The following is an 11734-nucleotide window of genomic DNA, read 5'->3' as shown; positions in this document are numbered from 1 at the left end:
GGTCCCTGTGGCGTAGGCCTGCGTGGGTTCAAATCCCACCCCCCGCACCTCTACGTCAATTCTCGTCACTAAGAGACTCGCCGTGATCGAGATTTAATGAATTAGGAGACACAACAAACCGGCGTAAAGAAGCCATGTACGGCCTGGTGGATAGAGTAGGCGCTTCAGATAGGGTAGAGGGCAAGCGACGAAGAGGCGTTGAGAAAAATACCCATGATAGAAACTTCACAACCATGGCAATTATCCGCATGACCAGCGACCAGACGCGGGCAACGCCTCCATAACGCGGCCACAGCCGCCAAAGATCTGTCGCTAGCCCACGCCGGCTCCTAGAGTTGGATACAGAGGCAGTCTAAGGAGGAGGCGCATAGATTTACCATAGAGGCACGCCGGGGAGGGGGGTGCAAACCACCCAATCCAACCCCCTTCCGAAATAAAACTCACTGGTGCGGCGGCCGGGATTCGAACCCGGGATCAACGGCTTTCTACGGCTTCCCGTGGGAGGCCGCCATCCTAAACCAGGCTAGACTACCGCCGCCGAGACTGTATAGAAAAAGTTGGTTATAAAGTTTATCCGTAGAAGTACTGCTTGCCTTCTGGGGTGAACTCGATGGTGTCTTTGTCGTAGTTGTAGTAGCCGACTTCGATGTAGGTGGGTTTGCCGTCTTTCATGGCGACGCCCCACAGCAGGAAGTTGGGGTTTGCCCTGTCTCCGTTTTCGTCGAGGAGCACCACGCCGGTGGCGCCTTTGTATGTGCCTTGTCTGCCCCACTGCTCGAGGGTGGCCCTCACCTTGTCGGGGTCGTCTGTGCCTATGGTTGCCATTATCTCACCAAGCATCTTGATTATGTCGTAGGACTGGGGGGCTGGGGTTATGGGCTCTGCCCCGCACTTCTCTTTGAATTTCTGGTAGAACTGTTTGTACTCGGGTGTGGTGGGGAGAGCCCAGTTGGCCGTGCCGACTATTTTACCTTTGGCCATTACGTCTCCGCCTTCTTGTAGTAGGATGGGTGAGAAGGCCATTCCCTCCGTGCCGATTAGCCTGGCTTTTGACAGCACGGGGTCCTGGCCTATTGCCTTGAGGACTACGGAGCCGTCGTCTTCAAAAGACACGATGACCAGGGCAAAGTCGGGGCCTACCAAGTCCTTAACTTCTGTGGAGATCTTTCTCACAGCCTCGGGGGCGGCTTGTGGGAAGACCTTGGGGTCTGGGTCGTAGGCGGCTACGGAAACCAGCTTGAAGCCCCGCTTAGCCGCCTCTTTCTGGAGCTCTAGGTAGAGGCCCTCGCCGTAGGGGTCCTTCCTGTATATAAGCGCCACGTTTTTGACGCCCAGCTCTTTTAGGATGGCGCCTATTGCTCTTATCTGCTTGGCGTCTGTCCCCACGATTCTATACAGCCAGTCGTTGGGTATGGCTAACAGCGACGAGGTGGACCAAGCGCTGAATAGGATTATTTTGTTCTGGTCGGCGAAGGGCTTTTCTCCAGACGCCTCTCTGCTGGTGAGCCCCGCGTGCACGGCCCTCACACCCCTGGCGTAGAGGGCTTGTAGCTTCTGGAGCGCCACGTTGGGATCTAGCTGGGTGTCCTCTACGTATAGCTCAAATCTATATCCCTTGTTTGCGTACTCGGCGTTTAGCTCGTCTATGGCTAGTTGCGAGGCGCATTGGGCTAGTTTTGCGTAGCTACTGAAGCCACCTGTGAGCGGGAGGAGCGCGCCGAGTTTAAACACCTGTGTTGGCCTTTGTTGTCCTCCGGTTGTTAGTAATATTCCAACGATCGCGAGTATTACCACAAGTACCCCTATTATTATGTATAGAGTTTTCGAAGCCATAATTGGCTGTATTGGACTAGTATTTAACGTTTTAAGGTTTATTAACTTGGTTTTTTGGGGGCACGTGTCTGAGGTTTTGAGAGTTGAGAAGCTGGAGGCGGGGTATGGCAAGTTTCATGTGCTTTTTGGAGTTGACTTGACGGTTAATTCAGGTGAGATAGTAGTGTTGCTTGGCCCCAACGGCGCTGGGAAGTCTACTTTGTTGAACAGCATAGTGGGGATGGCGGACGTCTATTCTGGGCGCGTCGTTTTGCTGGGACGAGACATTACTGGCGATCCGCCTCACGAGGTTATGAAGATGGGCATGGCTTACGTCATGCAGTCTCCTAACAACTTCGGCACTCCGAACATCTTCGGCGAGCTTACCGTGTACGAGAATCTCGTGGCGGCGTCAGCCGGGGTGCCTAGGGAGGAGGTTGGGAGGAGGATTGAGGAGGTGTACAGCATCTTCCCGAAGCTGAGGGAGTTAAGGGATAGAAAGGCGAAGTTTCTCTCGGGTGGGGAGAGGCAGATGTTGGCTATTGGGCTGGGGCTTATGAAGAAGCCGAAGTTGTTAATGCTTGACGAGCCGACGGCGGGGCTGGCTCCTAAGCTTGTCAGCGACTTCTTCACAGCTATTAGAGACATTAGGGATAAGCTGGGTATCTCTATCTTGTTGGTGGAGCAGAACGCCAGGAAGGCTCTTGAGATTGGCGACAGGGCGTATGTGCTGGTGACCGGCAGGGTTAGGTACAGCGGTGGCGCTAAGTCGCTGGACGAGGCAAAGTTGGCAGAGCTGTTTCTTGGAGGGTAGCTATATTAACACAGCTGTTGAAGCTGGTATGGAGTTGCCGCCTAATGCGAGGTATAAGGTGTTTAAGACAAAGAAATACTCAATATACTACCTGCTGGATGACGTGGAGGTGAAGGGGGAGCCGGAAAAGAAGTTTGTGCGTGGGGGGCACGTGTTTTACTTCTTTGGGAGTGTTGTGGTGATTAAGCCTGTTAAAGAGTCTTCTCAAGTTCAAGAAGTTCCTTCAGCCTAATCCGCGTGGTTTTGCCGTCGGGGGTCTCTCTTACAATTACGAAATCGAGGAGGCCGCGTTTGAGCTCTTCCATGGCTATGAGCACGGGGTCCGTCGTGCCGACCTCCTGCACGTCTACAAGCGGCTGGGCCCCCATGGCGAGTTGTATAGCCCGGGCGCCGATTATACGCGCCACCTCGTATTTAGTAAGGCGTGGGGGGTAGAACTCTCTTTTGTTGAGAGCCTTCTCCAGGAGTTCAACCAGTTTGTTGATGCGGTCTACTAACTCTGCGGTGGATAGCGTCTCCACGACATGTGGGCAATAGAGTTGGTTTATAACATTTTCAACCTAGAAAACGAAAAGAGCTGGGAGGGAAAAATTAGTCGAATTTAGTCTCTTCCTTCTTCTCCTCCCCCTCCTCGCCCTTCTTGCCCTTCTTCTCCTCCTTCTTCGGGGCGCCGGCGGCGATTATGTCGTCGATGCGTAGTATCATTATCGCGGCCTCCACCGCCGATTTAATTACCTGCTTCTTGACTATTAACGGATCCCACACGTTCATCGCCGCCATGTCGGTGATCTTGCTGCCGTGCACGTCTACGCCGGCTGCGACCTCGCCGTTGTCGTGTCTCCTCCTGAGCTCGGCGATGGCGTCTACGGGGTCAAGACCCGCCGTCAGCGCCAGAATTGTCGGTATGTGCTCAACGGCGTCTGCGAACTTCAGAGCCGCCAGCTGTTCCTTGCCCGGTAGCTTCCTGGCGTACTCCCTCACCCTCCTCGCCACCTCCACCTCGAAGGCGCCGCCTCCGGGCACTATCTTTGGCTCTCTGAACAAGTCGCGCGCTACGTGCAACGCGTCTTGTAGCGACCTCTCCACCTCGTCTAGTATCCTGTCGCTACCGCCTCTCACTAATATAGTCACGGCCCTCGGGTTGGGGATGTCCTCCACGAACACCATCTTCTCCTCGCCGACTTTCCTCTCCTCTACGAGGCCCGCCGTGCCGAGGTCCTCGGGCCTCGCGTCTTTGATTGACGTGATTATCTTGGCGCCGGTGGCCCTCGCTAGCTTCTCGATGTCGCTACGCTTTACTCTCCTCACCGCGAGGATTCCCTTCTTGGCTAGGAAGTGTTGCGCCACCTCGTCGATGCCCTTCTGCGTGATCACGACGTTGGCGCCTATCGACGCCAGGTGGTCAACGTAGGACTTCAAGATCTCGGCCTCCTGGTCTAGGAAAGCCTTGATCTGGTCTGGGCTCGTTACTGAGATCTTCGTGGTCCACTCGGGCTTCTCTATCTCTAGAGGCGCGTCTAGTATTGCTATTTTGGCGTTGGTGACGCGCTTCGGCATGCCGGGGTGCACCACCTCCTTGTCTAGGACGATGCCGCGCACTAACTGCGTCTCGTAGATAGACTTGCCCTTCTTCTTCTCTATCTTTACCCAGTCGAGGTCTAGATAGGGCTTGCCGTCTCTCATCTCCATGGCCTGCATGGCGGCCTCCACCACCAGGCCGGCGAGGTAGTCCCTAGTCTCGGCGACTACCTTCGAGGAGAGGGCGCTGGAGACGACCTTAAGCAACTGCTCTTTAGTTAGCTCGATGGGTTTGGCAATCTCGTCGGCTACCTTAAGCGCGTAGTCTGCGGCTTTCTTGTATCCGTCTATGACGATAGTTGGGTGTATACCCTCCTCCAACAGCTCCTCGCCCAGCTCTAGTAATTTGCCGGCGAGGACCACTACTGTGGTGGTGCCGTCGCCTACCTCTGCGTCTTGTGCCTTGGCCACCTCAATCAACAGCTTAGCAGCCGGGTGCTGGACCTCCATTTCTTTTAGTATCGTCGCGCCGTCGCCGGTGATGGTGACGTCGCCAAAGGCGTCGATTAGCATCTTGTCCATGCCTCTGGGCCCTAGAGACGTCGCCAGGATTTCGGCGATTACCTTAGCCGCCTGTATGTTAGAACGGCGCGCGTCTACTCCGGTGGTTCTCTGACTGCCTTCTTTTAATATCATTACGGGAACGCCTGTTTTAGGAGCTTGCTGTGACATGGCTTGACATAAATTGTGCATATAAAAACTTTTCCATCATATGGAGGACAAGCCGGCTCCTCCTAGCTCTGTGGAAACGCTTTGGCCAAGGCGAGGATAGACCGCCACCTCGCCTCGACATCTTCCTCCAGCGCCTTGACCTGCTCCTCAGTCATGTGGGCAAATCTGCCCTGTAGCTTCAGGTACTCCATCAAAGGCCTCCTTTTGGCTCTATCAGCGTATACCGTGCTGGGCGGGTTTAACCTAAAGTGGCCGTGGTCGTACTCCCAGAGAATCCAGACACCTGTCTCGACGGCGAGTCTCGCCACCTCCACGGTCTTGGCGGGGTCGAACCTCCACCCCGGCGGGCACGGCGTATGTAGGTGTATGAACTTGAACCCCTCAACCTTGGCGGCTCTTTTTAGTTTTCTGTAGAAGTCTTGTGGATAGGCTATGCTGGCGGTTGCTACGTAGGGAACGCCGTGCATGGCCATTAGGAGGGCTACGTCTTTCTTCCTCTCGCGCTTGCCCATGGGGGTGGTGGTGGTCCACGCGGCTAGCGGCGTTGAGCTACTGCGCTGTATGCCCGTGTTCATGTAGGCCTCGTTGTCGTACATAATGTAGATGATGTTGCTGTTCCTCTCAGCGGCGCCGCTTAGAGTCGCGAAGCCGATGTCTGAAGTCCCGCCGTCGCCTGCCCAGACGACCGCGTGGCCCTTAATGCCGAGGGATCTGTACGCCTCAGCTATACCAGTGGCCACGGCGGCGGCCGAGGCAAAGGGCACGTTTAAAATAGGCATTGCGACGCCGGACTTGGGCGACAGGCCCTGCACTACCGAAGCGCAGCTAGCTGGTATCGTCAACACAGCCTCCTCGCCCAGCGCCATTCCCAAGATTTTCAAGCCAATCATCATGCCGCAGCCGGCGCACGCAGCGTTGCCGGGAACCACGTATTTCTTCTTCGGAAGCTGATCTATGCGGAAGCTCATACTACAAACTCCACTTCTCTGTAACTTCCGTCTAGGGCTTTTTGTATAGTTTCGTAGAAGTTCTGGGCGTCGAAGTCGACGCCAGCTATGCCAGCTACTATATTCACCACCCTGGCCCTTGAGAGAAGCGCCTTGATCTCAGTCCCCAGTACTCCCCCCAGCGGGGTTATGTCTCTATCGTATACAACAACTCTTTCGTACTGATCTAGCTTGGCCACCTCCTCCTCGGGGAACGGCCTTATGAATCTCACCCTCATTAACCCAACGGAGATGCCCCGCCTCCTGAGGCTCTCCACGGCCTGCTTCGCGTCGCTACACCAAGCCCCCATACACACCACGACGTTCTTCGCATCGTCCGCCTTGTACCACTCGACCAGCCCCCCGTAGCGCCTCCCCGTTAGCCTTCCATACTCCTCGTCGACCTGGCTTACTATCTTCTTCGCCTCCCTCTGCGCCGTGTACACGGTTGCTATCTTGTGCCTCGCGTGATCTCTATTGTCTGAAGGCAGGTTGCCGAATGTAACAGCCTCGCCCGGGCGTAGCAACAACGGCACGTCCGGCCTACGGGGCGGCAGGAATTTATCAACCAATTCCTGAGGCGGCAACTCGACTGGTTCCGTCGAGTGGCTGAGGACGAAGCCGTCCAGCCCCACCGCGGTGGGGAGAACCGCAGTCTCCGCAATTCTAAATGCCTGTATTGTCAAGTCGAGCACCTCCTGCACAGTCTCCGCCATAGCTATCAACCACCCCGTGTCTCTGAGGACTAGTATGTCGTTGTGCTCCACGTGTATATTCCAAGGCGGGCCGATGGTGCGGGTGACGACAGCCATGACAACCGGCGCCCTGCTGAGGGCGGTCCACCAAGTTGCCTCATACATGTACAGCAACCCGTGAGAGGACGTGGCTGTAAACGCCCGCGCGCCAGCCATCGCCGCGCCGTAGACGACAGACATCGCTGCGAATTCCGACTCCACGTTGACAAATCTGGCGTTTAATTCCCCCCTCTCTACGAACTCTGAGAGCTTCTCGACAATAGACGTCTGTGGAGTGATGGGGTATGCCGCTATTACATGGGGCTTCGCCATCTTGACGGCGTAAGCTACGGCGTAGTTGCCGGTAAGAGCAGTTTTCTGCGCCGCCAGCGCCTTCATACCTCTTCCTCTGGCTCCATATCTATAGCCTTTACTGGGCAGACCTCTGCACAGATGCCACAGCCCTTGCAGTAGGTGTAGTCAATTTTCACCTTCTCGCCCTTCTCCCAGTCGATTACCGACTCCGGGCAGTAGAGCCAACAAAGTCCGCAGTCTATACACTTCCCAAGATTCACCACTGGTCTATAGGTGCGCCACGTGCCGGTGACGCCGGCGGACGCCGGCGCGGGTTTTGAGATAGGCAACACAATAGACTTAACGCATTCCATTTATATATTTTATAGTGGTTTATAGAACCATAAAAGTTAGAGGCGATTTGTATAAAATACGAGAGGCGAGAATACAGCTACCTAATTCATACATCTAAAGTTTAGATAAAATTAATAAGTAAATGAAGTTAACCCCATCATGCGTGAGGTGATTTTTCTCGGCCGCGGGGGGCAGGGCGCCGTCACTGCCGCCCAGCTCTTGGCTTACGCCGCCTCTCTAGAGGGTAAAAAGGCGCAGGCCTTGCCCGAGTTTGGAGCTGAGAGGAGGGGGGCCATCGTGAGGGCTTACCTAAGGATAGGAGAGGCTCTTCTCCACTCTTCAGTGAAGAAGGCGGACTACGTCGTGGTGTTAGACGGCCGTATTATTGAGCAGGTAGATGTTAGGCAGTACGGCAAGCCCGGCGCTGTGTATATAGTAAACGTCAAGTTGCCGTCGGATTGGTATATATCTATCGACGCGACGTCGATCGCGCTTAAACACGGCCTTGTAGTAGCGGGGTGGCCCGTGGTCAACCTCATAATGGCGGCCGCGTTTGCGGCAGTTAGCGGGTTGGTGACGCTGGAAAGCATCGTAAAAGCGGTGCCTGAATACGTGCCTAGGAGGTATGTAGAGGCTAATATAAAAGCAGTGGTTGAGGGATATGAATTAGCGAAGAGATTAGTAGAAGCTCGCTAGGGCCAGCGGCCGCTGTCAATTGAATAAATATCGGCGTCGGGCGTCAACACGCCTCTGGCATCCACAACGACCTGCGAGTTCATTAAGCTTAACAACACACTTGCCTTAATTCTGTACGCCGAATGGTCGGTGGATATGATCACGACGTCGGCGCCCTTTACTGCAGATTCGAGGTCTTGAGTAAGCGCGATACCCCACCTGGTTAATAACATATCTTGTTTAACATAGGGGTCGTGTACTGTTATCTGTTCTGGCTTTATCCCCACTTTCAACAAGGCGGCGATGATGTCGTATGTGGGGCTACCTCTTGTATCATCTACATCGCCTCTAAACGCCAGGCCCAGGATCACGATTTTGGCCGCCGCTGGGTTGACGCCGTGTTTCAACATGGCGCGTAGCGCCGCGAAGGCCACTTCCTCCGGTTGCTTCTCGTTTATGAACCGGGCTGTGCGCGTCAGCGGCAGATCCACGCCGTGTCTGGCGGCAGTCCACATGAGGAAGTAGGGGTAGATAGGTATGCAGTTGCCGCCCACGCCGGAGCCGGGCTTGTGGACGTGGCTGTAGGGCTGGCTATTAGCCGCCTCTCTCGCTCTTCTAAATGAAATTCCTAGGGCGTTTGCGAGTTTGGCCATTTCATTTGCCGCCGCTATGTTCACGTCGCGGTACACGCCCTCCAGCAACTTCTCAAACTCCGCCTCCCTGGTGCTCTCCAAAACCAGGACGCCCCTCTTTGCAACTTGTCTATATAGCTCCGCGGCCTCCTCTGCGCTCCTCGGCCCCACCCCCGCCACAACTTTGGGGTAGTTCTCCACTATGTCTTTCAAGGCGTGGCCCACCATTACCCGCTCTGGGCTGTACGCGAGGTAGAAGTCCTCCTCGGCGACCAGACCCGAAGCGCCCTCCAGCACGGGCCTCACCACCTCCTCAGTGGTGCCGGGGGGCACGCTCGACTCAACGATTACGAGGTCGCCTTTTTTAAGCCCGGCCCCTATGGACCTCGCCGCGGATGTCAAGGCGGAGAAGTCCACGTCTATCGCCGTGGCGGACTTTTTTAGGAATACCGGCACGGCCACTATCTTCACGTGGCTTCTTATCGAGGCCACCACGCCGTCTGTAGTAGCTGTGAACCTGCCGCTTCTAATGGCGTGGGTAAGTACATCAACTACGTCTTTCTCCACGTACTCCACGACGCCGTTGTTTAGCCTCTCCACCTTCCCGGAGTCTATATCTACGCCTATTACCCTGGCGCCTGCCAAGGCCCACGCCGCGGAGAGGGCCATCCCCACGTAGCCCAGTCCATACACGGCTACTACGAGCTCGCCGCGTCTTAAGAGGTCGGCCAGCACGGGGGTGGAGATAACCTTTTTTAAAAAGGTCACCACCGCCTCTGGTGGAGATCTATGTCATTGGGTACGGCGGCTGGATATCAAACCCCCATCTAGGCTACACCTCTCTATATGTCAAGACCGACGTTGGTATTCTCATAGACGCGGGGGAGTGCACCTACGCAAAAATGGCCGCGTGCGGCCTGCCGTGGCCCGACGCGGTGTTTATAAGCCATAGACACGGCGACCACATACTCGGCCTACCTACCTTCATGCTCATGGCGAGGAGGCTCGGCAGGGTGCTGAGGGTAGTTGCTAATAGAGACGCGGTTGAAGCCTCCCGGGCTCTGGCGTTGGCAACCGGCATCGAGAACGCTTTGCAACATGTCGAGTTTGTCGAGGCGAGGGGTGCCTTGAAGATTGGAGACACCCAGCTGTCCTTTGCCCCAACGTCACACCCCGTGGAGACGCTGGCGGTGAGGATCGAACACGGGGGCAGGTGTGTTGTGTATAGCTCAGACACGGCGCCGTCGGAGGGCGTAGTTGAGCTTGCGCGTGGTTGCGACTTGTTAATACACGAAGTCTCTGGGAACCCGGGGCAGGAAGAGGAGGCCCACAGAGTTGGCCACAGCACGACGGCCGACGCCATTGAGTTGGCGCGGAGGGCCGGGGTCAAGATGTTAATGCCCATACACTTCTACCTAGAGCCGCCGGTCGTGCCCCCCGGCGTTACTGTAGTAATCCCGGCACCCTGCGGCAGATTTACGATATGACCTGCTACCGGCTGGCAGGTCGCCGGGACCTCTTCGCCTTCCCCTACCCCATAGCAATATGGAGGGACCCGCCGTCGTCTGTGGAGTTTGTGAAAAATCTCGCGGAGAGCTACGGGGCTGTGCATATATACACGGTGGGCGATGTGGTGACTCGTAATTTCCTCAGCCAAGGCCTCGTGCCCACCTCGGCGGCTATTGATGAGAAGACGAGGAGAGGTGTCAAGGTGGAGCAGCTAAACCTCTTTAAGAGAGTTATTAGAGTCGTCAACCCCCCCGGGTATATTACAGAAGAGGCCTGGGCCGCCGTGGAGGAGGCCGTGGGGGGCGGGGTGGTTATTAAAGTAGAGGGCGAGGAGGACATGTTGTCCCTGGCGTTTATTAAGCTAGCCCCGCCGAGGTCTATTGTGGCCTATGGCCACTACATGGGGGCTCTCATAGCAGTGCCAGTGGACTGGTATAGGAGCTATATCTTAAAGCTGTTTGACTACCTCGAAAAGTGTTAAAAACGCCACTTAAAAAAGAGGCATGAAGCCAGTTACTATTCTAGCCATAGCCGTTCTGGTATTCGCAGTCTTGGCCGCGGTTATCGTATATAGCAACTTAATCTCTCAATCTCAGCCACAAGCGTTTTCTACAACGTCGGCGGGTGGTTTGCCGTTGCCCAACTGGGCTATAACGTTCGGCGACCCCAAGGCGCCTATTACGTTGATAGAGCTATTCGATCTACACTGCCCCTACTGCGCGATGGCGCATGAACAGCTAGATCCTTTATATAGAGAGTTGCTAAAAACGGGGAAATTGAGGTTGGTATTCCTAGACCTTATAGTGCACCCAGAAGCCGCGCCGGCGCATCAATATCTCCACTGCGCCTATAACCAACTTGGTAACAAGACGTACGACTTGATAACGCAGCTCTACAAGATCTTCCTCAGCGACGGCGCACAGAAACAGCTCGAGATATTGCAGGGCTATAGGTGTACGAATACGCCGAGTAAGTCAGTTTTTGACAGCGCTGTAAAAGAACTTCTAAGTGCCCTGGCGCAAAAAGGCGTGGCTATTAGACAGCTAGGCACGCCGACGTTCATAATTATAAAAAACGGCACCATTAACGTAGTGGTTGGCGCAGACGTGGCGCGCGTGATCTCTCTAATTAGTCAGTAGCTGGGGGTATCAATTCCTCTCTTTCCCTAAACAGGGCTACCGTCCTCGCGTGTTCTAACATCCTCGCGACCTCTATATACCCATGCTCATAGAACTGGTCTATCAGCCTTGTTAATTCTTCGACTAGTGATGAGTTTGGCTTCATAGATAGGCAAATGTGATGGATATATAAATGTTTTGCCTACTGACTATGTAATTTTCGTTAATTATAGAAATCAGACAGCTGCCGCGACTTCACCTCTCGTAATTGGTCGGGCTCATCACTAATATTAGCGATGAGTTGAGGCTATAAAGTGAAGTACGAGGTAGACAGGAAGAGGCGTGTCATAAAGGTGGTCCCGGAGAGGGAGGAGGATCTGTACTTCATCTACCTGCTTATCGACATGGGCGACGTGGTGCGTGGGTGGACTGTCAGAGAGTACAAGCCTCTTGGAGCAAAGGAGGGGGAAAGGATGAAGATGTACCTAGGGATTAGGGTGGAGGCTCTTGAGTATCACAAATTCCGTGGCAGTCTGAGGGTGAGGGGGACCGTCGT

The 11734-nt window shown here is 55.0% G+C and carries 14 protein-coding genes, 1 tRNA gene and 1 pseudogene; 7 read left to right on the top strand and 9 right to left on the bottom strand.

Features of this window, described 5'->3' with window-relative positions; genetic code table 11:
• Positions 1-444: 444 nt before the first annotated feature.
• Both ACP5J3_RS06265 and ACP5J3_RS06260 read right to left on the bottom strand, forming a co-directional pair.
• Positions 445-538 (bottom strand) — tRNA-Gly (locus tag ACP5J3_RS06265).
• Between the two features lie 32 nt (positions 539-570).
• Positions 571-1833: an ABC transporter substrate-binding protein gene (locus ACP5J3_RS06260; RefSeq protein ID WP_428494887.1), complete on the bottom strand. Its 1263-nt coding sequence runs from the start codon at positions 1831-1833 to the stop codon at positions 571-573.
• A 64-nt stretch (positions 1834-1897) separates the two neighbouring features.
• Here ACP5J3_RS06260 and ACP5J3_RS06255 point away from each other — a divergent pair, with 64 nt between their 5' ends.
• Together ACP5J3_RS06255 and ACP5J3_RS06250 are read left to right on the top strand one after the other, a co-directional pair.
• A complete protein-coding gene (locus ACP5J3_RS06255; protein ID WP_428494886.1) occupies positions 1898-2626 on the top strand; it encodes an ABC transporter ATP-binding protein in 729 nt (242 codons plus the stop codon).
• Between the two features lie 28 nt (positions 2627-2654).
• Complete coding sequence (locus ACP5J3_RS06250) at positions 2655-2858, top strand: hypothetical protein (protein WP_428494885.1); 204 nt, start codon at positions 2655-2657, stop codon at positions 2856-2858.
• On the opposite strand, the gene ACP5J3_RS06245 is transcribed toward ACP5J3_RS06250, so the two are convergent.
• The 5 genes from ACP5J3_RS06245 to ACP5J3_RS06225 form a co-directional block, all read right to left on the bottom strand.
• Positions 2818-3147, bottom strand: a complete 330-nt coding sequence (locus ACP5J3_RS06245) for a DNA-directed RNA polymerase subunit K (RefSeq protein WP_263244106.1) — start codon at positions 3145-3147, stop codon at positions 2818-2820. The two genes, ACP5J3_RS06250 and ACP5J3_RS06245, sit on opposite strands and share 41 nt — an antisense overlap.
• Positions 3148-3217: 70 nt before the next feature.
• The gene (gene thsA, locus ACP5J3_RS06240) at positions 3218-4876 is read right to left on the bottom strand and encodes a thermosome subunit alpha (protein WP_428494884.1); all 1659 of its coding nucleotides are present in this window, start codon (positions 4874-4876) and stop codon (positions 3218-3220) included.
• A gap of 62 nt (positions 4877-4938) precedes the next feature.
• The gene (gene porB, locus ACP5J3_RS06235) at positions 4939-5844 is read right to left on the bottom strand and encodes a pyruvate synthase subunit PorB (RefSeq protein ID WP_428494883.1); all 906 of its coding nucleotides are present in this window, start codon (positions 5842-5844) and stop codon (positions 4939-4941) included.
• Positions 5841-6995, bottom strand: coding sequence for a transketolase C-terminal domain-containing protein (locus ACP5J3_RS06230; RefSeq protein ID WP_428494882.1), 1155 nt, complete (start codon positions 6993-6995; stop codon positions 5841-5843). The genes porB and ACP5J3_RS06230 overlap by 4 nt, the downstream gene beginning before the upstream one ends.
• Positions 6992-7243, bottom strand: coding sequence for a 4Fe-4S binding protein (locus ACP5J3_RS06225; RefSeq protein WP_263244097.1), 252 nt, complete (start codon positions 7241-7243; stop codon positions 6992-6994). Before ACP5J3_RS06225 ends, ACP5J3_RS06230 begins: the two co-directional genes overlap by 4 nt.
• Positions 7244-7403: 160 nt before the next feature.
• Between ACP5J3_RS06225 and ACP5J3_RS06220 the strand changes: the two genes are divergently transcribed.
• Positions 7404-7940, top strand: a complete 537-nt coding sequence (locus ACP5J3_RS06220) for a 2-oxoacid:acceptor oxidoreductase family protein (protein WP_428494881.1) — start codon at positions 7404-7406, stop codon at positions 7938-7940.
• On the opposite strand, the gene ACP5J3_RS06215 is transcribed toward ACP5J3_RS06220, so the two are convergent.
• Complete coding sequence (locus ACP5J3_RS06215; RefSeq protein ID WP_428494880.1) at positions 7937-9286, bottom strand: nucleotide sugar dehydrogenase; 1350 nt, start codon at positions 9284-9286, stop codon at positions 7937-7939. The two genes, ACP5J3_RS06220 and ACP5J3_RS06215, sit on opposite strands and share 4 nt — an antisense overlap.
• A 44-nt stretch (positions 9287-9330) precedes the next feature.
• Here ACP5J3_RS06215 and ACP5J3_RS06210 point away from each other — a divergent pair, with 44 nt between their 5' ends.
• The 3 genes from ACP5J3_RS06210 to ACP5J3_RS06200 are packed head-to-tail and all read left to right on the top strand — an operon-like array spanning position 9331 to position 11199.
• Positions 9331-10038, top strand: coding sequence for an MBL fold metallo-hydrolase (locus ACP5J3_RS06210; protein ID WP_428494879.1), 708 nt, complete (start codon positions 9331-9333; stop codon positions 10036-10038).
• The gene (locus ACP5J3_RS06205; protein ID WP_428494878.1) at positions 10035-10541 is read left to right on the top strand and encodes a DUF359 domain-containing protein; all 507 of its coding nucleotides are present in this window, start codon (positions 10035-10037) and stop codon (positions 10539-10541) included. The genes ACP5J3_RS06210 and ACP5J3_RS06205 overlap by 4 nt, the downstream gene beginning before the upstream one ends.
• Before the next feature lie 22 nt (positions 10542-10563).
• Positions 10564-11199 (top strand): thioredoxin domain-containing protein, encoded by a 636-nt coding sequence (locus ACP5J3_RS06200; protein WP_428494877.1) that lies wholly within the window; start codon positions 10564-10566, stop codon positions 11197-11199.
• On the opposite strand, the gene ACP5J3_RS06195 is transcribed toward ACP5J3_RS06200, so the two are convergent.
• On the bottom strand, positions 11189-11344 hold the full coding sequence (locus ACP5J3_RS06195; protein ID WP_014288578.1) for a hypothetical protein: 156 nt from the start codon (positions 11342-11344) through the stop codon (positions 11189-11191). The two genes, ACP5J3_RS06200 and ACP5J3_RS06195, sit on opposite strands and share 11 nt — an antisense overlap.
• 148 nt (positions 11345-11492) lie before the next feature.
• Between ACP5J3_RS06195 and ACP5J3_RS06190 the strand changes: the two are divergent.
• Positions 11493-11734 (top strand): annotated as a pseudogene (locus ACP5J3_RS06190) (mRNA surveillance protein Pelota); the annotation flags it as partial.

The sequence above is a fragment of the Pyrobaculum sp. genome (assembly GCF_049971835.1).
GTDB lineage: Archaea > Thermoproteota > Thermoprotei > Thermoproteales > Thermoproteaceae > Pyrobaculum.
Note: the sequence above shows the minus strand (reverse complement) of the source record. Positions and strands in the feature narration are given on the sequence as shown.

What these genes read in the sequence shown, in the direction of transcription:
- ACP5J3_RS06260 (WP_428494887.1), bottom strand. Translation starts at nt 1,833, where the DNA reads ATGGCTTCGAAAACTCTATACATAATAATAGGGGTACTTGTGGTAATA.
- ACP5J3_RS06250 (WP_428494885.1), top strand. Translation starts at nt 2,655, where the DNA reads ATGGAGTTGCCGCCTAATGCGAGGTATAAGGTGTTTAAGACAAAGAAA.
- thsA (WP_428494884.1), bottom strand. Translation starts at nt 4,876, where the DNA reads ATGTCACAGCAAGCTCCTAAAACAGGCGTTCCCGTAATGATATTAAAA.
- porB (WP_428494883.1), bottom strand. Translation starts at nt 5,844, where the DNA reads ATGAGCTTCCGCATAGATCAGCTTCCGAAGAAGAAATACGTGGTTCCC.
- ACP5J3_RS06230 (WP_428494882.1), bottom strand. Translation starts at nt 6,995, where the DNA reads ATGAAGGCGCTGGCGGCGCAGAAAACTGCTCTTACCGGCAACTACGCC.
- ACP5J3_RS06220 (WP_428494881.1), top strand. Translation starts at nt 7,404, where the DNA reads ATGCGTGAGGTGATTTTTCTCGGCCGCGGGGGGCAGGGCGCCGTCACT.
- ACP5J3_RS06205 (WP_428494878.1), top strand. Translation starts at nt 10,035, where the DNA reads ATGACCTGCTACCGGCTGGCAGGTCGCCGGGACCTCTTCGCCTTCCCC.
- ACP5J3_RS06200 (WP_428494877.1), top strand. Translation starts at nt 10,564, where the DNA reads ATGAAGCCAGTTACTATTCTAGCCATAGCCGTTCTGGTATTCGCAGTC.
- ACP5J3_RS06195 (WP_014288578.1), bottom strand. Translation starts at nt 11,344, where the DNA reads ATGAAGCCAAACTCATCACTAGTCGAAGAATTAACAAGGCTGATAGAC.